This is a genomic window from Gemmatimonadaceae bacterium (genome assembly GCA_036273715.1).
Taxonomy (GTDB): domain Bacteria; phylum Gemmatimonadota; class Gemmatimonadetes; order Gemmatimonadales; family Gemmatimonadaceae; genus JADGGM01.
This window is the reverse complement of record DASUHB010000056.1, coordinates 13,391-30,599: the sequence shown is the minus strand read 5'-3', so window position 1 is coordinate 30,599 and position 17,209 is coordinate 13,391. Positions and strand designations below refer to the sequence as shown.

Below are 17,209 nucleotides of genomic sequence, written 5' to 3'. Positions count from 1 at the left end.
CCTGACTGGGCGCCGTGGGGGAGGCGCAGGCGGCAAGTGCCGCGGAGGCGATGACGAGAGCAAGAAGAGTGAGGCGACGGCGGACCATAGTAACCTCGCGGACAGAGTGATGTGGTGTCACAAACGTCCCGGCAAGGTATGTTGGCGCGTCCTGGCGTAAATGCACATTTTAGGACAGCGATGTGCACTTTTAGGACAATGTGGCGCCAACCGTGGAAGTACTCGCCCGCCTTCCCTCAAATCTCTCGTCCCACCTCCGAGTCGCGCTCGAGAATGAGCACGTCCTAACCGTCGTCGACGATTGGGACACACTCTCGAGAACGGTGCGATCGCGAGCCATCGATGTCGTCATCATCGATCCTCGCATCGATGGTGCGCTCGAAATCGAAGCGCTGAAACAATTGATCGGCCGATATCCGACGCTTCCGGTCGTCGTGTACACGCTGCTCTCACCGGAGCTGTTGCGAGCAACCGTCGAGTTAGCAAACCTCGGCGTCCGTCACCTGATCCTTCGCGGCTTCGATGATGAACCGCGACGGTTGCGCGAGTTGCTCGAGCGGGTGCCGGCACAGCAGTTGAGCGACATCGTCCTGCAAGGACTCGCGCCGCGGTTGCAAGCGGCGCCACCCATGCTCCGACGAGCAATTACGAAGTTGTTCGAAATGCCGCAGACATTTCGCGGCGTGGAAGATCTGGCTGCCGCGGCTGGCATGACGCGCCGCAATTTGGACCGATGGCTCGACCGACTCGGATTGGCGTCGGCTCGAATGCTGATACTGGCGGCGCGTCTAACGCGCGCCGTGCACTACATGCGGGACCCAGGCTACTTGCTGGACGACATCACAAAGAAACTCGGCTACGGAAGCGGCCGACTGTTCGCGCGACAGGTTCGCGCAGCAACTGGATTGACCCCGTCGATGCTGCGACAACGCGGCGAGCCGGAGAAGTTGATTCGAGAACTCACGGCGCAGTTGAGCCGACCCGGAGCCCACGAAGCATGAAGATCTACGACGAACGCGCGCGCGTACTGGTGGTGGACGACGAACCGTCCATCTGTCGCGCCCTGTCCATCGCACTCTCGCGAGCCGGATACGAAGTCCGCGCCGTGGAGTCCGGTGAGGTCGGCGCGACTCTCGTGCGATCCGAACACTTCGACTGCCTGATCACCGATCTGCGCATTCCAGACATGCGCGGCGATGTCCTCTTCGAGCTCGCCTCGTCGCTTCAACCGCACCTCCGCAATCGCACCATCTTCACGACCGGGGATGCAAGCGAACGGGCCCAGGACCTCCTCGATGCCTGCAGCTGCACCGTCCTCCAGAAGCCCTTCGACCTGGACGAACTGCTCGGCGTCGTCCGTCGATTCACACGGCGCATGAGCGAGGCGAGTGCCTGAGCGCACCGCAGCATTGACTTGACAGGCAGGCACCTACTAGATTACTAACTGCTAAATACCAGTAACACAGGGACCTGGCTTGGAGCCAAGGTCCTTTTTCACATCTCGAAAGTTTGTTTGTGCACGAGCAAGTGCTCGGGCGCGCCTACCGCGACGGCGAAAGTTCGCGGGTCACATCGTCGGTAGGTACGGATGCATCCGGACTCCACCGACACGTCAGGAGATTCGTATGCGTACCACCGGCACGGTCAAGTGGTTCAACGACAGCAAAGGTTTTGGCTTCATCACCCCAGAGAACGGACAGAAGGATTGCTTCGTTCACCACTCGGCTATCCAAGGCACAGGCTTCAAGACGCTGAGCGAGGGAGAGCGCGTCGAGTTCGACATCGTTCAAGGTGCCAAGGGTCCGGCAGCTCAGAACGTCACCAAGCTCGGCTCCTAATAGCGGGCGGCGAATAATCGCCAACTGCGTGGGGCTGCTGCCGACACGGCAGCAGCCCCACGTTGTTTTCAGACTAGATCCGCCACTGCTCGAGCGTAGCCACGGCACGCTCGAGCGCTACACGCTGCTCGGCGCGCGACGCCGTCCGGAGCAGCCCCTTGTACGTGCGGATCGCGATCTGGAGCGCGCCCCGGTCGCCCTCCGTCGAAGCGAGGCTCGCCGCGTTGTCCGCCAGGTTCGCCTGCGCCAGCTCGTCAGATGGGAATCGTTCGACCACATGCCGCCACCGCTCCACTCGGTCCCGCAGCGACGATTCGCTCAACGCCCAGAGATGCCAGGCACCCCGGTTAGTCGGGTCCGCCGCAATCGCGCGATCGGCGAGCGCCTGAACCGCGTCCGGCCCTCGCCCGGAGAGCCAGTAGGCGTTCGCCAGACGGACCAGCGCTTGGGAATCGTCCGGCCGCAGGGCAACCACACGTTCGTAGACGGGTCCCGCAACCTCAGGAACGTCCTGGTACTGCTCGACCGCCGTCACCAGGGCATCGGCGTCGGAGCACGACGAGCACACTGTTTCGAGCTGCTGGAGCAGGCTCCCAATGTTGCTGGTTTCCTGATAGTCTTTGACGGCAGATGCGATTGCCGCGGCGGGGTCGATTGAAGGGGCAATCATGATTACATTAAGATACCGAATGGCGAGAGGCTGTGTCAGCCAGTGACTGAACCCGCTCCGAAGTCGTCTACGGCGTCAGAGGTGCCAGAAATCCCACCGCAGACCGACCTCCAGAAGCTTACTGCGCTCGTTCAGCATCAGCTCAACAACCCACTCGCCGCACTGCTTGCGGAAACGCAGCTTCTGGCGATGGAGTCGAACCTGGACGCTCAGCATCGCGTCGCGGTAGAGCGGATCATCGAGCTCGTTCGGCGCATCATAGGAACCGTTCGCTCGCTCGATGAGGTTGTGGAAGAGCGACTGGTCCGCTGAATCGTTGGTGGGGTATTATACGGGCCCGACGGTAGCATAGGGCCGATGGGCCGCGCGGCGCAAAGGTTGCGCGTTGGCCGCCAGTAGGTGATAATCGAGGTGGTCGCGGGCACAGCCCGGGCGGCCACAACGCATGGCAGGTCCGTGCGGCAACGCGTTCTATTCGGCCTTTGCCGCTGGACGCAGCCGCATCCGCAGTCTCCGGACGTCGCGAAGGGCGTGTTAGGAGCACCGCGGGATAGGCAGAATCACGACGTCGTGTGTCGCGCTCGAGCGCGCCGACTGTGATGCCAGTTCGGATCCGCCGATAGACCGAGCTCCATACAAACGTCGAGATCGCATGACGCCGGATGAGTTTCCGGATACGTGCATCTCGCGAGAGACGTAGCAGAAGCGTAGCGGCCCCACATCGGTGGGCGCCACAAGCGCCATCCAATCACTCCATGACACGCATTGGTGCATGAACGATCGTCGACGCCCCACCCGGCGCGGTCGCGGTCCACGCCCGCAGAACCGCGGCGGCGGACCCCGCGACACGCAATCCGAACCCAGTCCATATCGCGAGGACGTGGGACTGCCCATGAACGGTGAGCCCACGGCATACCCCGTGTCTAACGGAGAGGCGCCGAGTGGCGACTCGACCGGCGGTTCGGCTCCCGAGCCCGCGAATGACGCGGTGCCCAACGCGCCTCCGTCGAACACGCCGCCCGCATCGTCGCCGGCGCCGGGATTTACCGGTGGATCGAGCCCCGCCGTCAATCAAGGAGGAGGCGGCGGGCAGCAGCACCAGGGTCAGCGCGACGGACGATTCCCCAACAATGGAAGGCGAGGCAGGCGTGGTCGCGGACGTGGTGGTCCGCGTCCCGAGCACCACAACGGCGGCCCGCCGCAGCCTGTCGTGGCGGACGGTACCGTCACGGGGTGGTTTGATTCTTCACGCGAAGGCGGCTTTGTACGACGCGCGGATGACAGCTACCTCCCGATGCCGGGCGACCCGTTCGTGGCGCCGTTCATGGTGCGGCAGTTCGCGCTGCGCCGCGGCGATCTGATCGAGGCAACAACGGGCCGCGACCAGCGCGGCCGCACGACGTTAGTCGAGCTGACGCGTGTGAACGGCGAAGATCCAACCAGCGCCCAACGGCGTCCCGATTTCAGTTCGCTGATCGCATCGTACCCGGATCGAAAGCTGGTGCTGGAAACGGGACGTTCCGCGAAAGGCGGCCCCGAGCTCACGCGTCGCGCCATCGATCTCATCGCGCCGATTGGCTACGGCCAACGCGCCTTGATCGTCGCACCGGCGCGCGCCGGCAAGACGATGTTGCTCCAGGCGATCACCGAAGGCATCGCGATCAATCATCCCGAAGCGGCGCTGCTCGTGCTGCTCGTGGACGAGCGACCGGAAGAGGTGAGCGAGATGATCTCGTGGGGTCGTGGAGAAGTCGTGGCATCCAGCTTCGATCAGCCGGCTGAGCGGCACGTCGATGTCGCAGACATGGTGTTGGAGCGTTCGCGGCGTCTGGTGGAAAGCGGCAAAGACGTTGTGATCGTGCTCGATTCCCTGACGCGGCTGGCGCGCGCCCACAATACCGTGGAGCGCGGCACGGGACGCACCCTGAGCGGCGGCCTCGACGCGACCGCGATGGCGAAGCCGAAGGCGTTCTTCGGATCTGCGCGGTCGGTCGCACCGCAGCACGGCGGCGGCTCGCTCACCATCATCGCGACGGCGCTCGTCGAGACGGGCTCTCGCATGGATGATGTGATTTTCGAGGAGTTCAAAGGCACGGGCAACTGCGAGATCAAGCTCGATCGTTCGTTGGCCGAAAAGCGCATCTATCCGGCGATCGACATCGCGACGAGCGGCACGCGTCGTGAAGACAAGCTGTTCCGCCCCGATCAGCTGGACGCGGTGTTCACGCTGCGCCGCGGATTGCAGCAGATGCCGCCGCAGTCCGGCATGGAGTGGTTGATCAAGCGCATCGCGGCGACGCCTAACAACGACGCGCTGCTGTCAGGCCTCTAGGACCGGCGCGCCCGCGGAGGGCGCGCCCGGCCCGGAGATCACGCGGCTGGTGTCGCGAGCTCGTCCCAGAGCATCGCAACGGCGCGCGTGCCCTTCACGAAATTCTCGTCGCTCATCCATTCGTTAGGCGCGTGGGCGTTCTCGCCCGGCAGCCCGAACCCGATGAGCAGCACCGGCGCGCCGAGGATCCGCTCGAAATCCCCGACGACAGGAATCGAGCCGCCTTCGCCCGTGATGACGGGCTCGCGTCCGAACGCCCCCGCGAGCGCGCGGCGCGCGGCATCCACCAGTGGCCCGCGCATCTCGGCGCGCCACGGCAGGCCGCCGTGCAATGCGTTGACGGTGACGGACACACCGCGGGGTGCGACACGCTCGATGTGCGCCGTGAGGACGCGTTTGATCGCATCGGGCGTCTGATCCGGAACGAGGCGGCAGCTCACCTTCGCCATTGCCTTACCGGGTAAGACCGTTTTGGCGCCCTCTCCCGTGTATCCGCTGAGCAGTCCGTTCACCTCGCACGTCGGGCGCGTCCAGATGCGCTCGAGCGTCGTGCGACCGGCTTCACCATCGAGCGCCGGTGCGCCGACCTCTTTCCGGAATCGCTCGTCGTCGAACGGCAGCGCGCGCATTTCCTTGAGCACGCGCGGCTCCCAATCTCGCACGTCATCGTAGAAACCGGGAATGGCGACATGCCAGTGTTCGTCGTGGAATGTCGCGATGATGCGCGCCAGCGCCGTCGCCGGATTGACGACCGCGCCGCCGTAGATGCCCGAGTGCAAGTCGGATGCGGGCCCGCGCACCTCGATCTCGAAATACGCGAGGCCGCGCAGCGAAGACAGAATGGATGGCAGACCCGGCGCGAACATCGACGAATCGGAGATCACACAGTAGTCGCAACGCAACCGCTCTCGGTGGCGCTCGATGAACGGCGCGAGGTTGCCACTTCCGACTTCCTCCTCGCCTTCGGCAAGCACGATCACGTTGACCGGAAGACTTCCGCGTGTCGCAAGATGCGCTTCGAGTGCCTTGACGTGTAGAAACAGCTGACCTTTGTCATCGACCGATCCGCGCGCGTATATGCGGCCGTCGCGCACGGCCGGCTCGAAGGGTGGCGTGGTCCACAGGTCCAGCGGCTCGACGGGCTGCACGTCGTAGTGCCCGTAGATCAGCACTGTCTTGGCGCCGGCCGGCGCTCCGCGCCATTCGCCGAGCACCACGGGATGACCGCCCGTGGGCATGATCTCCGTCTGGAGACCCGCGGTACGCATCGACGACGCGAGCCATTCGGCGGCATGGGTCATGTCGCCTTTGTGTTCGGAGCGCGCGCTCACGCTCGGGATGCGAAGGAACGCGAACAACTCGTCGTGGGCACGCCGGTCGTTCTTGGCGAGGTAGTCGGACAGCTCCGGAGCAAGTGCTGTGGTCATTGAAAAGTCGTTGAACTGGTTGAGCCAACACGGTGGGTCACCGGACATGAGCAAAGATTCCTACGCATCGCTCTCCGAGGCAAGCCTCGCCGCGCGGAACGGGTCACGGAGTGAAATCGTGTGGCGGCCATGATCCGTGCCACCCCTCAAGCACCCACACGCGCCGGCGCGTACGCAGCTCGGGGCCGCGACGCAGATCGACCACATCGAGCATGCGCGCCGTATCGAAGAAGGGACGCAGGCGACGAATGACCGGGCCGACCGAGTCGGCGGACTGCATTTCGAACGCAAGCATGAGGTCGTCGCCGCGGCGAGCGCGGTCCGGAAAGCCCGGCCACAGGTCGTACTGGTTAGGCCGACCCGCGATGTTGAGGGAAAACGTCGGCGGGTGTAAGGGGAGATGGAACGCGATTTCGGATGCTTCCTGGTAGCGATCGCCACCGAGCCACACGTGCGCGCCGGTGCGTGCCGTCTCCTGTCCGGCGAGGTTCTGCATGCGCACGGCGAGCGCGTCCCATCCGGTGCCGCGAGCGGTCGGGTCATCGCGCGCCGTGATGGGGAGCACCGGCACCACGGACTGAACGTAGACGCCCGCCGACATGATCGCGCCTAACGCACACCCGGCGGCCAGCCACGGCCGCCATACCCGCGTGCGGACGGTCGTCACGTGCGCGGCGAGCAGGGCGACGGCCGGCACGTACGCCGGGGCTTGCCAGTTCGCTTCGGCGGGGTGTCTCCAGGCGCCGATGCAGAAGAAGAGAAAGACCGTGGCCGACACCACCGCCAGCATCACACGGCGCGGATCGCGGCTGCGGATTCCCTGGACGACGACAATCGCGAAGAGCACGAACAAGATCGGAGACACGAGTGCGACCTGTCCGCCAATGAGCGACATCTCGCGCGAGAACGGCGTGCCGTGTCCGGACGAGAAGCCGTGGTCCAGTTGGAAGCGGAAGGACGCCCATTGATGTCGCGCGTTCCAGGCGATGACCGGCAGGAAGATGAGGAGGGCGATGAGGGTGGCGGCGTACGGGCCGGCGGTCCGCAGGTGGCGACGAAGCTGCGGGATCGCGACACACGCAATGCACACGCCTAACGGAAGGAGCACGGCGTTGTACTTGGACACCAGACTCAAGCCCAACGCCACGCCGGCGGCCAGCCACCACAGGGTCGACTCGCGGCTGCCCGGCATCGCGGAAATCGCGTGGTCGAGCGAGAGCAGCGCGAGGGTGAACGCGAAGAGCAGCGGCGCGTCGGGTGTCGCGAGCACCAGGCCGGCGGCCGCCAGCGGCATGCAGCAGAGGACGATCGAAGCCACCACGGCGGCCCGGCCGCCCGCGAGCCGGCGCGCGAGCAGCACCAGGCACAGCGACGCCGCCCAACCGGCGCACACGCTCCCGAGCCTCACACCGAGCGGCGTCGCGCCTAACAGATCGGTGCCCAAGCGGATCAGCACCGCGATGGCGGGCGGGTGGTCGAAGTACCCGCCGGCCACATGGCGGGACCACTCCCAGTAGTACGTCTCATCCGGCGGCAGGGTGATGAAGACGGCGAAGACGCCGCGGATCAGTGCGGCGGCGGTGATGATGAGGACGGCGAGCGATGTGCCGCGCAGTCTTCGTGCGTCCGGTGCAGTCACTCGGTCGTCCTGGCCGGCGCTGCGCCGTACATCGCAACGGCAGTGATGATCCACGCCCAGGCAATCCAGGAGAGTCGCTCGAGCGGCGACATGGTGCGCAGGACATTCCAGGCGACGGCGGGCAGCGTGGCGATGACGAGCGCATTGGACCGGCCACCGTCGGGCGACCGGCGCGTAATGACCTCCACTGCATGGCGCCGAGCCGCATGGATGCGATCGGTGATGGCGTTGCCTAACGAATCGGCGGTCAGGGCACGCCAGCCGGCGATGCGCATCACGCTCCAGGCGACCGCGGTCCGTCCCCACCCGTGGTTGTCGGAGCCGGCGACCACCGCGAGGTCGAGGCTGTCGGCCAGACGCAGAATGCGCGCGCGGTCGCGTTGGCTCTGCTCGATGCCGCGCGGGGAGCCGTCGGACAGCTCGATGGCAATGACACCGTGCCGGCCGCTCGAATCGGCCGGTATCAGGCGATCCAGATTGTCGGGAATCGTCTGCACGACTACGGGCTGGCGTGCATCGAGCGCCGATGGCGAGTCGCTCCGCGCATCGCCGCCGAGCGCTGCTGCAGTGCTGTCAATGGCGCCGAGGGTGACCAGATGATTGTGGTTGGCGACGTATTCGATGCCCGGGAGGGATGTCAGGCCCTCGCCCGCGCGCACAGGGTTGCCGCGCGCTGCCTCGCGTGCACCTGCGAACCGGCTGTGGTCGGTGATATACGCGACGTCGAACCCGGCGGCGCGGTGCCAGGCGCGATTTGCTTCCGGCGTGAAAGACGATCGGCCATCGTGCGAAAAGCGTGTGTGGCTGTGCACGTCGATCGCGAGCGCGTTGGGGTCGTCGAGCGTCAGGCGCGCCATCGGTCGCGGGGCAACAATGCCGATGAAGTAGAAGAGCAGCAGTCCGGCGAGTGCGATGAGCGCGGCCCGTGCCTCGCGCAGAAGCGTCGTGCCGTAGCGGCGCCATCGCAGCTCGCGCCACACGATGTAAAGCGCGGCCAGCGATACGATCAACGCCAGCGTCTGGCTCACGCTCAGCAGCGTGAGCGCATCCATGACATCGCAGATCGGCGCGAGGACGAGGTACCAGAGACCGAGCGACAGATGGGCGCTGGGCGCCGGCGCGAGGGTTTCGAGGTCGATGAGCGGCGAGAGGGCGAGCGGCCAACTGGCGAGAATGACGAGGGTGATGATGATCGCGACGAGTCGGCCGGGAGCGCGGCGTTTCGAGGCGACTACATTGGAAGACATGGACGGATTATATGCCGCACCGTGGCGAATGGCAGTGAGACGCGGGATGGAGCAGCAGTGCAGCGAGAGGTAGTTGGATGAACCGATTGGCGCGAGAGACGAGCCCCTATCTCAAGCAGCACGCGGACAATCCTGTGGATTGGTATCCGTGGGGCGCGGAGGCGCTGAATCGCGCGCGCGCCGAGGGGCGGCCGATCCTGTTGAGCATCGGGTACGCGGCGTGTCATTGGTGCCACGTGATGGCGCACGAGTCCTTCGAGGACCCGGAGACGGCCGGCGTGATGAACGAGTTGTTCGTGAACATCAAAGTGGATCGTGAAGAGCGTCCTGATCTCGACGCGATCTACATGAGCGCCGTGCAAGCAATGACCGGTCATGGCGGCTGGCCAATGACGGTGTTCTTGACGCCGGACGGCGTGCCGTTTTATGGCGGCACCTACTTTCCTCCGGATGACAGGCAGGGGATGCCGTCGTTCCGCCGGGTGTTGGCTTCGGTGTCGACGGCGTTTCGCGAGCGGCGGGGCGATGTCGAGGCGGCCGCCGGGCAGGTGCGAACGATGTTCGCGCGGATGCACGAGGCGCAGGCTGCGGCTGGCGCGCCGACGGTGGCGTTGCTGGCGGGTGCGGCGCGGGGCGTGGCGCGGCGCTTCGACGATCGGTACGGCGGCTTCGAGGGCGCGCCAAAGTTTCCGCACGCGATGGCGCTCGACTTCGCGCTGGTCGCGTGGCGCCGGGGGCTCTTGCCTAACGGTATGATCGTGGCGCGCGATTCGTTTCTGGCGATGAGCCGGGGCGGCATCCACGATCAGGTGGGCGGCGGTTTTCACCGCTACAGCGTGGACGCAAAGTGGCTCGTGCCGCATTTCGAGAAGATGCTGTACGACAACGCCCTGCTCTGTCGGTTAGGCGTGCACCTGTTTCAGGTGACGCGGGATCCGGAGATCCGGCTCGTGGTCGACGATCTGGTGGACTGGGTGGGGGCGGAGATGACGTCGCCGGAGGGCGGGTTCTACGCCTCGCTGGATGCGGACAGCGAGGGAGAGGAAGGCCGGTACTACGTGTGGAGCGCGGACGAGCTGGAGCGCGTGTTAGGCGAAGATGGGCGGCCGGCGGCGGCGCACTGGGGCGTGTCGCGATCCGGGAACTTCGAGGGCCGCAACATCCTGCACGTGGCGGCGGATCCGGATGCGACGCTGGCGCGTTTGGGCGGCAGCCTGACGCGCGACGAGCTCCACGGCCTCGTGCGCCGTGCGCGGGCCGCGCTTGGCGCGGCGCGCGCGCGGCGCCCGAGGCCGGCGCGAGACGAAAAGATCCTCGCCTGCTGGAACGGACTCATGGTGCGCGGCCTCGCCGAGGCCGCGCGCGCGCTCGATAACGACCTGGCCCGCACGCTCGCAATTCGCGGCGGCACCTTCCTGCTGCGTGAGCTCGTGCACGAGGACCGCGCCATGCGCGTGTGGAGCGCGGCGGCCGGCAACGGCCGCGCCCCCGGCTACCTCGACGACCAGGCCGCCGGCGCGCTCGCGGCGCTGTCGATGTACGAGCTGACGTTCGATGAATCGTGGGCGGCGCAGGCGCGACGCCTAACGGAAGCGATGCTCCGCTGGTTCCTCGACGACCAGGCGGCGACGTTCTTCGACACGGCCCACGATCACGAAACGCTCATCACCCGGCCGCGCGAGATCACCGACAATGCGACGCCGTCGGGCACGTCGCTCGCCGTCGAGCTCCTGCTCCGCCTGGGAGATCTGCTCGACGAGCCGTCGTGGCGCCAGCGCGCGGTGGACGTGCTGTCGGGCATCGGACACGCCGTCGAGCGATATCCGCTCGCCTTCGGGCATCTGTTGACGGCTGCCGATATTGCCGTATACGGGCCGGTGGAGGTCGCGTTGGTAGGCGACCCTGCCAGCGTCGGGTTTTCCGCGCTGCAACGCGTCACCGCGTCGCAGTTCGTGCCGGGCCTCGTTCTGGCCGGGGGACGCGCCAACGGCGACGTCGCGCTGCTCCGCGACCGACACATGATCAACGGCGCGGCCACGGCGTTCGTCTGCCGACACCATGCGTGCGACGCCCCGACGACGCTGCCAGATACGCTGGGGGCGCAGCTCGAGCTGGCCGTCGATGCCGCGTCGCCCGAAGCGGCCGGGCACCCGCCTAACGGCTAGCCTGCCACGCGTCAGAGATCGCCGCACGTCAGCAGGATCGTGTGACAGTGGGTGCACACGAGCTTGCATCGCAGCCAGACGAGATCCGTCCCGCCGCACATGTCGCACGACGACACCTCGGGAGGCGGCGCCTCGCGGCGCGGTGCGGCTTCGTCGTTGTCATCAGGCGCTGCTGTTGATTGATCGCGATCCGCCATGCTGTGCCTCGCGTCCGTCGGCGAGTTCAACCGTAAGGTAGCACGGCGCCTTTACGCCAACCGGACACACAACGCGCCCGCGCGGTCGGATCGCACGGCCGCACTGTGCTCTCGAATCGCGCCGCGTATCACCGCCAATGGCCTTCGATCCAGTACCAGCCGCGGCGGTCGTGCGCCCAATGTCCGGGTCGCCAGCTGCGATAGCCGCGCTCGGCAACGATCCAGCGGCCCGGCATCCACGCATACCCGCGGCCGTCCCAATTCCACCGGCCGGCGACCCACACGTAGTTCGGACCTGGAGCCCTGCCGATGACCTCGACACGCTCTACCGGCGGCGCTTCTCGCACGTACACGCGCTCTCCGCGCGGCGCAGATGCACACGCGCCGACGCCGAGAAGCATGGCCGCGACGGCCAGCGTCAACACGCTTCGTTTCGTTGGTTGACTCATTCCACCCGTCCTTGCGCCTCAACGCGCATTGATGAACCCGGTCGACAAAAATGCAAAGTTCGGCCCGCCGAGCGGGCCCTGCACTCGGTTGGACGACCGGAGTCAGCGGGCGTTAACGGCGGGCCCTGCAGTTAGACCGAGTCGTTTCGCCCGGTCGGCACGGTCTCGTGGACGCGCGCCGTCTTGAACAGGCGGAACAAATACGTCATCGATGGAAAGAGCACGAGCGCGCCGAGCGCGAGGGCGACGAGAAAGATCAGCTGCGTGCGTCGCGGGGCAGCGGCATTCTCGACCGTGAGAGATGGAGGCACCAGGTAGGGTGCCTGTGCCGCGGCCCATCCCCACAAGATGAGTGAGACTTGCGCTGCTGCAGCGATGCGTGCGACGTGCCACCGCCTAAACCGGAGCGCGAGGATCGCGCCGATCGCGGCGACCGCGGTCAGCACGTGCAGCGGCAGCGCCCAGGCCGACGCGATGAGTCCCGCGCTGACGCGCGGAGCGCGCGATCGCGCGAGGAGCAGGGCGAGAAACGCGGTGACGAACACGGCGATCGCAGCAAAGAGCGCGCGCCGCCTGAAGTCCTCGCGTAAGACATCGTCAGTTGCCTCGACCGTGAGATACGTGCCGGCAAGGAACGCGAACAACGCGAGCGCCAACGCGCCGACCGCAATCGTGAACGGCGACAGCCACGGCAACAGATAGAGCGACGCGAAGGATTCGCCCGGCGCGCCGCGCGCGACGTGGTCGAGCATGGTGCCGATGCGTCCGGATGCGATCGCGCCGATACACACGCCGAGGAGCAGCGGGGTGAGCAGGCTGGCGATGGAAAAGACGCGGCCCCAGCGGCGTTGCGGGGCATCGTCGCTGCTGCCGTAGCTGCGAAAGGCAAAGGCCGAACCGCGCAATACGATACCGATCAACATGAGCGTGAGCGGAATGTGCAGCGCGATGGCAAGGCCGGAAAACGCGGGAGGAAAGCAGGTGAACAACAGCACAACGACGAGGATGAGCCACACGTGGTTGGCTTCCCAGATCGGTCCAATCGCCTCGGCGATCAGCGCGCGCTGGTCGGCGCGGCGCGGGCCGGTGGCGAAGAGGTCCCAGACGCCGCCGCCAAAATCCGCTCCGGCCAGGAGGACGTACGCGTTGAGCGCCACGAGTGCGATGACCGCGATGGCGATGGCCACGTCCGTCCCGTTAGGCGGCGGCCGGCGCGGCCGCCGCGCCGTCGCTCTCGCGCGTGATCGGGCTGCGCATCACGAGATCGTACAGCAGCCACACGACGACGACGCCCAGGAAGCAATACAGCGCGCTGATCACGAGAAACGGCACGATGAGACCCGGCATCGGCGTCACCGCATCCGACGTTCGCATCACCCCGAAAATGATCCACGGCTGGCGGCCGACTTCGGTGACGGTCCACCCGGCTTCGATGCAGAGAAAGCCCATCGGCGACGCCAGCGCCACGGCGCGCATGAGCCATCGGTTGGCGGCGAGGTCTCGCCGCCGCCACGCCTCGACCACGATCCAGAGGCCGAGGAGCGCGAGGTAGGTGCCTAACGCAACCATCACCTGGAAGGCAACGTGGACGACGGGAACCGGCGGCCAATCTCGACGCGGTACGGCGTCGAGGCCGTGCACCACGGCATGGGCGTCGTGAAAAGCGAGCAGCGACAAACCACCCGGAATCTCGAGCGCCCAACGTGTTCGTTCGGCCTGTACGTCCGGGATGCCGCCGATGCGCAGCGGCGCGCCGGCTTCCGTGCGGAATTGGCCTTCCATCGCCGCGAGCTTGGGCGGCTGCCATCGCGCCACGTAACGCGCGCTGATGTCGCCGGAGAACGGCTGGACGATCGCCGCGGGGACGCCGACGATGAGCGCCACAGCCAGCGCGCGCCGATGGAATGCATTGCGACGATCGCGGAGCAGCATCATCGCATGAATGCCGGCGACCGCGAACCCCGTGGCCGCATACGCTGCCAACAACATGTGGAGCACTTCCGGAAACGCCGCGGGGGTCAGCATCGCCGCGATCGGATCCACATCGACCGGCAAACCACTCTGGAGACGGAATCCGGCCGGCGTGTTCATCCACGCATTCGCGATGACGACGAACAGCGCCGATGCCGCCCCGCTCACCGCGACAACTGTCCCGGCGGCGATGTGTGCGCGAGGCGAGATGCGCTCCCATCCGTACAGATAGACGCCAAGGAAGATTGCCTCGGCGAAGAAGGCAAATCCTTCCAGGGAAAAGGGCATCCCGATGATCGCGCCCGCGAATCGCATGAAGCTCGGCCACAATAGGCCGAGCTCGAAGCTGAGCACGGTCCCCGATACCGCACCGACAGCGAACAGAATGGCCGTGCCCTTCGCCCAACGCTTGGCGAGTTCCAGATACATCGCGTCCCCGGTGCGATGCCATCGCGTTTCGGCGATGACCATCAGCACCGGCATCGCAATGCCGACGACCGCGAACAGGATGTGAAAGCCGAGCGACACCGCCATCTGCGACCTGGCGGCGAGCAGGTCGCCCATCAGATTGCCTCGAACTCGAGCTCCAGATCCAGCGCCGGGGCGCGTTGCGTGAGGGCGTCGACGGCGATCCGGTCGACGCCGGACTGCGCGAAGGTGCGCACGGCATCCAGCCGCACGTTGCCGGTGACCTGCGTGTACACGCGCGACGCCGCCGCCTCGACGCATTCGCGCACGTGGGCGGGTGTCATGTCGTCGAGCAGCACGACATCGACGCCGGCGGCGACGGCGCTGCGCACCTCGGCGGGCGTGCGACAGGCGATCTCGATTCGTGTGTGATCCGACGCCAACTCGCGCGCGCGTCGGACGACCATGGTGACGTCGCGGTTGACCGCGGTCAGATGGCTGTCGCGGATCTGCACGAAGTCCAGGCCGTCCCGTCTAACGCCTAACGCGCCGCCGGCGCGGGCGGCGTAGTGCTCGAGCTCGCGCAGCCCCGGGGTGGTCTTCCACGTGTCGATGATCCGGGCGGAGGTCCCGCGCACGGCCTCGACGTACGACGATGTGAGCGTCGCGATGCCCGAGAGGTGCCGCAGGAAATTGAGTGCCACGCGCTCGGCAGAGAGAATCGCGTGCGAGAGCGCCGTGATGCGGACGACCGGTGCGCCGTCGGTGACGCGGCCCCCGTCATCGACGTCCACCCGCAGCGCCGCGTTGGAGTCGAACAGGCGGAACGCGGCGACGGCTAACGGAATGCCGGCCAGGATTCCGGACTGGCGCGCAACGATGGTCGCGTGCGCACGGCGCGCCGAGAGCACGCTCGCGGCCGTCGCGATGTCGTGGTACGCGCCATCCTCGAGCAACGCGGCGCGCAGGCAGGCCTCGAGCTGTTTGTCCCCCAGCGGGAATCCGAAGCGATCATCTTCGGCAACGGGCGCGCCCATCTGGGGCGTGACCGCGCGCGAGGTTCGTCGGTCGCGCGATGTGTGCGGCGTCTCGAGGCCGGTCCCGCGGTCAACTTCCCGACGCGGTTCGACGGAGCGGCGGTGCTCGGCATGCGACCGTCCTTGCTCCGGCTCATACATCTCGCTTGTACCCATGAGACCGGACCTCCTACTGTCTGCGCTGGAATCTTGAACCTGACAAGTGCCGGTGATGGATGCAAGACGCGGGCAACCTGGTGGCGCTTGCCGCCCCTTTTCACCACACCCAAGTTACGCGGCGAAGCGCACGCTCAAATCGCTGCACAGGGAACGCGAGGCGTCGAATCCCAGTTCGTGGAAATGATCCCGTACATCCTCACGATCATCGCGCTTGCCGGCGTCGTGGGGAGGTGGATACCTCCGGCAGCGCTGGGCAGAGCCGTGTGATCGGGTGGCGATTGGCCGAGCCAGAGTGCTCGGGCGTGGTTCGACAGGTGGCCCTGACCGCTAGATTCCACGCGTGACCTCCCGTATCGGCGCGCACGTCCACAAGCTGCGCTCGGGCGAACCCGGGAAGCTTGGCGTCCTGATGGCGACCGCCTTCATCGACATGGTGGGGGCGCTGATCATCATCCCGCTGTTGCCGTTCTACGCCGTCAAGTTCGGCGCGAGCGACTTCATGGTGATGGTGCTCGTATCAGCGTTCTCGGCCATGCAGCTCGTGAGCGCGCCGCTCTGGGGACGGGTGTCCGACCGATACGGACGCAAGCCGGCGCTCCTCATCGGACTTGGGGCGTCGGCGATCGCGTACGTCGTCTTTGCGTACGCGGATTCGTACTGGCTGCTGCTGCTGTCGCGCGCCGTGCAGGGGGCGGGCGGCGGGACGACGGCGGTGATTCAGGCCTACGTTACCGACAGCGTCGAGCCGCGCAATCGCGCCAAGGGGTTAGGCTGGCTCTCGGCGGCGACCAATGCCGGCGTCGTGTTAGGCCCGGCCATCGGCTCGTGGTCGCAGGGCTTCAACAACCACGCGCCGGGCCTGGTGGCGGCGGTCCTTTGCCTGCTCAACGTGCTGTTCGCCGCCAGATTCCTGGTCGAGTCGCGCGTCGTCTCGGCCGCCGATCGTGCAAAGCCGAAGACTGGAAGCAAAACGTCGACCGCCGTGCTGCGTGTCGCATCGTGGCGCCACATGGGCGATCCGCCGTCGCGGCTGATCTGGATGTACTCGGTAGGCATCGGCGCATTCTACGGTGTGAACGCCCTGATCACGCTGTACCTCGGCAGAGCGTTCAATGTAACCGCTGAATCGATCGGGCCGTTCTACTCGTACATCGGCGCGCTGAACATCCTGTTCCGGCTGCTTGTGTTAGGCAAGGCCGTGGATGGGCTCGGCGAAATGCGGACGTCGCGCATCGGGGCGACCGCGCTCGCGCTGGGGCTGGCGTTCATCCCGTTCACATCGCCGGTGCACATAGCCCATTTGACGTACCTGACGATCGGCCTGGCGCTCGCCCTCATCCCGTTTGGCACCGCGCTGAACTTTCCCTGCGTAACGGCCACCTTGTCACGCGTGGTAAAGGATGAAGATCGGGGCCTGTATCTCGGCGTGCAGCAGACGTACGGCGGCTTGGCGCGCGTGTTGTATCCGTTAGCCGCCGGCGCCGCGTCCGATCACTTCGGTATCGGCGCGCCGTTCTGGTTGTCGGCGATATTGGTCGCGAGCACGATTCTCATCGGCAGAAAGCTGGATCGCTTCACACACTACACGGGCGAGCATCCGCTGGTCCCATCGGTCGTCGAGCAAGCCGTGAAAGAAACGCCGGTCATCGCCGAGTAACCGTTTCGCGGGG

Annotated in this window: 15 protein-coding genes; 7 read left to right on the top strand and 8 right to left on the bottom strand. The window is 66.4% G+C overall.

All coding sequences use genetic code 11. From position 1 onward, the window contains the following. The first annotated feature begins 323 nt into the window (after nt 1-323). From VFW04_12365 to VFW04_12355, 3 genes are all read left to right on the top strand, one after another. The gene (locus VFW04_12365; GenBank protein HEX5180119.1) at nt 324-1,001 is read left to right on the top strand and encodes a helix-turn-helix domain-containing protein; all 678 of its coding nucleotides are present in this window, start codon (nt 324-326) and stop codon (nt 999-1,001) included. After that, on the top strand, nt 998-1,396 hold the full coding sequence (locus tag VFW04_12360) for a response regulator (GenBank protein HEX5180118.1): 399 nt from the start codon (nt 998-1,000) through the stop codon (nt 1,394-1,396). Before VFW04_12365 ends, VFW04_12360 begins: the two co-directional genes overlap by 4 nt. Nucleotides 1,397-1,625: 229 nt before the next feature. Next, nucleotides 1,626-1,838: a cold-shock protein gene (locus tag VFW04_12355; GenBank protein ID HEX5180117.1), complete on the top strand. Its 213-nt coding sequence runs from the start codon at nt 1,626-1,628 to the stop codon at nt 1,836-1,838. A gap of 73 nt (nt 1,839-1,911) precedes the next feature. Here the strand turns inward: VFW04_12355 and VFW04_12350 are convergent, their stop codons facing one another. Continuing rightward, nucleotides 1,912-2,508, bottom strand: a complete 597-nt coding sequence (locus tag VFW04_12350) for a tetratricopeptide repeat protein (protein HEX5180116.1) — start codon at nt 2,506-2,508, stop codon at nt 1,912-1,914. Nucleotides 2,509-2,550: 42 nt separating this feature from the next. Here VFW04_12350 and VFW04_12345 point away from each other — a divergent pair, with 42 nt between their 5' ends. Together VFW04_12345 and rho are read left to right on the top strand one after the other, a co-directional pair. Further along, nucleotides 2,551-2,820, top strand: coding sequence for a histidine kinase dimerization/phospho-acceptor domain-containing protein (locus VFW04_12345; protein ID HEX5180115.1), 270 nt, complete (start codon nt 2,551-2,553; stop codon nt 2,818-2,820). 580 nt (nt 2,821-3,400) lie between these two features. Continuing rightward, the gene (gene rho / locus VFW04_12340) at nt 3,401-4,840 is read left to right on the top strand and encodes a transcription termination factor Rho (GenBank protein HEX5180114.1); all 1,440 of its coding nucleotides are present in this window, start codon (nt 3,401-3,403) and stop codon (nt 4,838-4,840) included. A gap of 38 nt (nt 4,841-4,878) precedes the next feature. Here rho and VFW04_12335 read toward each other — a convergent pair whose 3' ends face one another. From VFW04_12335 to VFW04_12325, 3 genes are all read right to left on the bottom strand, one after another. Beyond that, a complete protein-coding gene (locus VFW04_12335) occupies nt 4,879-6,267 on the bottom strand; it encodes a dipeptidase (protein HEX5180113.1) in 1,389 nt (462 codons plus the stop codon). Between the two features lie 103 nt (nt 6,268-6,370). Further along, a complete protein-coding gene (locus VFW04_12330) occupies nt 6,371-7,906 on the bottom strand; it encodes a glycosyltransferase family 39 protein (protein HEX5180112.1) in 1,536 nt (511 codons plus the stop codon). Continuing rightward, on the bottom strand, nt 7,903-9,153 hold the full coding sequence (locus VFW04_12325) for a hypothetical protein (protein HEX5180111.1): 1,251 nt from the start codon (nt 9,151-9,153) through the stop codon (nt 7,903-7,905). The genes VFW04_12330 and VFW04_12325 overlap by 4 nt, the downstream gene beginning before the upstream one ends. Before the next feature lie 77 nt (nt 9,154-9,230). On the opposite strand from VFW04_12325, the gene VFW04_12320 reads away from it, so the two are divergent. Continuing rightward, nucleotides 9,231-11,318, top strand: a complete 2,088-nt coding sequence (locus tag VFW04_12320) for a thioredoxin domain-containing protein (GenBank protein ID HEX5180110.1) — start codon at nt 9,231-9,233, stop codon at nt 11,316-11,318. A gap of 325 nt (nt 11,319-11,643) precedes the next feature. On the opposite strand, the gene VFW04_12315 is transcribed toward VFW04_12320, so the two are convergent. The 4 genes from VFW04_12315 to nadC all read right to left on the bottom strand — a co-directional run bounded on the left by VFW04_12315 (nt 11,644) and on the right by nadC (nt 15,536). Beyond that, nucleotides 11,644-11,964 carry a hypothetical protein gene (locus VFW04_12315; protein ID HEX5180109.1) on the bottom strand — a complete coding sequence of 107 codons (321 nt, stop codon included), beginning with the start codon at nt 11,962-11,964 and terminating at the stop codon, nt 11,644-11,646. Between the two features lie 131 nt (nt 11,965-12,095). Further along, nucleotides 12,096-13,151, bottom strand: a complete 1,056-nt coding sequence (locus VFW04_12310; GenBank protein HEX5180108.1) for a cytochrome d ubiquinol oxidase subunit II — start codon at nt 13,149-13,151, stop codon at nt 12,096-12,098. 10 nt (nt 13,152-13,161) lie between these two features. Next, nucleotides 13,162-14,499: a cytochrome ubiquinol oxidase subunit I gene (locus tag VFW04_12305; protein ID HEX5180107.1), complete on the bottom strand. Its 1,338-nt coding sequence runs from the start codon at nt 14,497-14,499 to the stop codon at nt 13,162-13,164. Then, nucleotides 14,499-15,536 (bottom strand): carboxylating nicotinate-nucleotide diphosphorylase, encoded by a 1,038-nt coding sequence (gene nadC, locus VFW04_12300; GenBank protein ID HEX5180106.1) that lies wholly within the window; start codon nt 15,534-15,536, stop codon nt 14,499-14,501. Before nadC ends, VFW04_12305 begins: the two co-directional genes overlap by 1 nt. Nucleotides 15,537-15,879: 343 nt before the next feature. Here nadC and VFW04_12295 point away from each other — a divergent pair, with 343 nt between their 5' ends. Further along, nucleotides 15,880-17,196 carry an MFS transporter gene (locus VFW04_12295; GenBank protein HEX5180105.1) on the top strand — a complete coding sequence of 439 codons (1,317 nt, stop codon included), beginning with the start codon at nt 15,880-15,882 and terminating at the stop codon, nt 17,194-17,196. Nucleotides 17,197-17,209 lie beyond the last annotated feature (13 nt).

Coding starts and splice junctions, on each gene's coding strand:
- VFW04_12360 (HEX5180118.1), top strand. CDS start 998: ATGAAGATCTACGACGAACGCGCGCGCGTACTGGTGGTGGACGACGAA.
- VFW04_12355 (HEX5180117.1), top strand. CDS start 1,626: ATGCGTACCACCGGCACGGTCAAGTGGTTCAACGACAGCAAAGGTTTT.
- VFW04_12350 (HEX5180116.1), bottom strand. CDS start 2,508: ATGATTGCCCCTTCAATCGACCCCGCCGCGGCAATCGCATCTGCCGTC.
- rho (HEX5180114.1), top strand. CDS start 3,401: ATGAACGGTGAGCCCACGGCATACCCCGTGTCTAACGGAGAGGCGCCG.
- VFW04_12335 (HEX5180113.1), bottom strand. CDS start 6,267: ATGACCACAGCACTTGCTCCGGAGCTGTCCGACTACCTCGCCAAGAAC.
- VFW04_12325 (HEX5180111.1), bottom strand. CDS start 9,153: ATGTCTTCCAATGTAGTCGCCTCGAAACGCCGCGCTCCCGGCCGACTC.
- VFW04_12320 (HEX5180110.1), top strand. CDS start 9,231: ATGAACCGATTGGCGCGAGAGACGAGCCCCTATCTCAAGCAGCACGCG.
- VFW04_12315 (HEX5180109.1), bottom strand. CDS start 11,964: ATGAGTCAACCAACGAAACGAAGCGTGTTGACGCTGGCCGTCGCGGCC.
- VFW04_12305 (HEX5180107.1), bottom strand. CDS start 14,499: ATGGGCGACCTGCTCGCCGCCAGGTCGCAGATGGCGGTGTCGCTCGGC.
- nadC (HEX5180106.1), bottom strand. CDS start 15,536: ATGGGTACAAGCGAGATGTATGAGCCGGAGCAAGGACGGTCGCATGCC.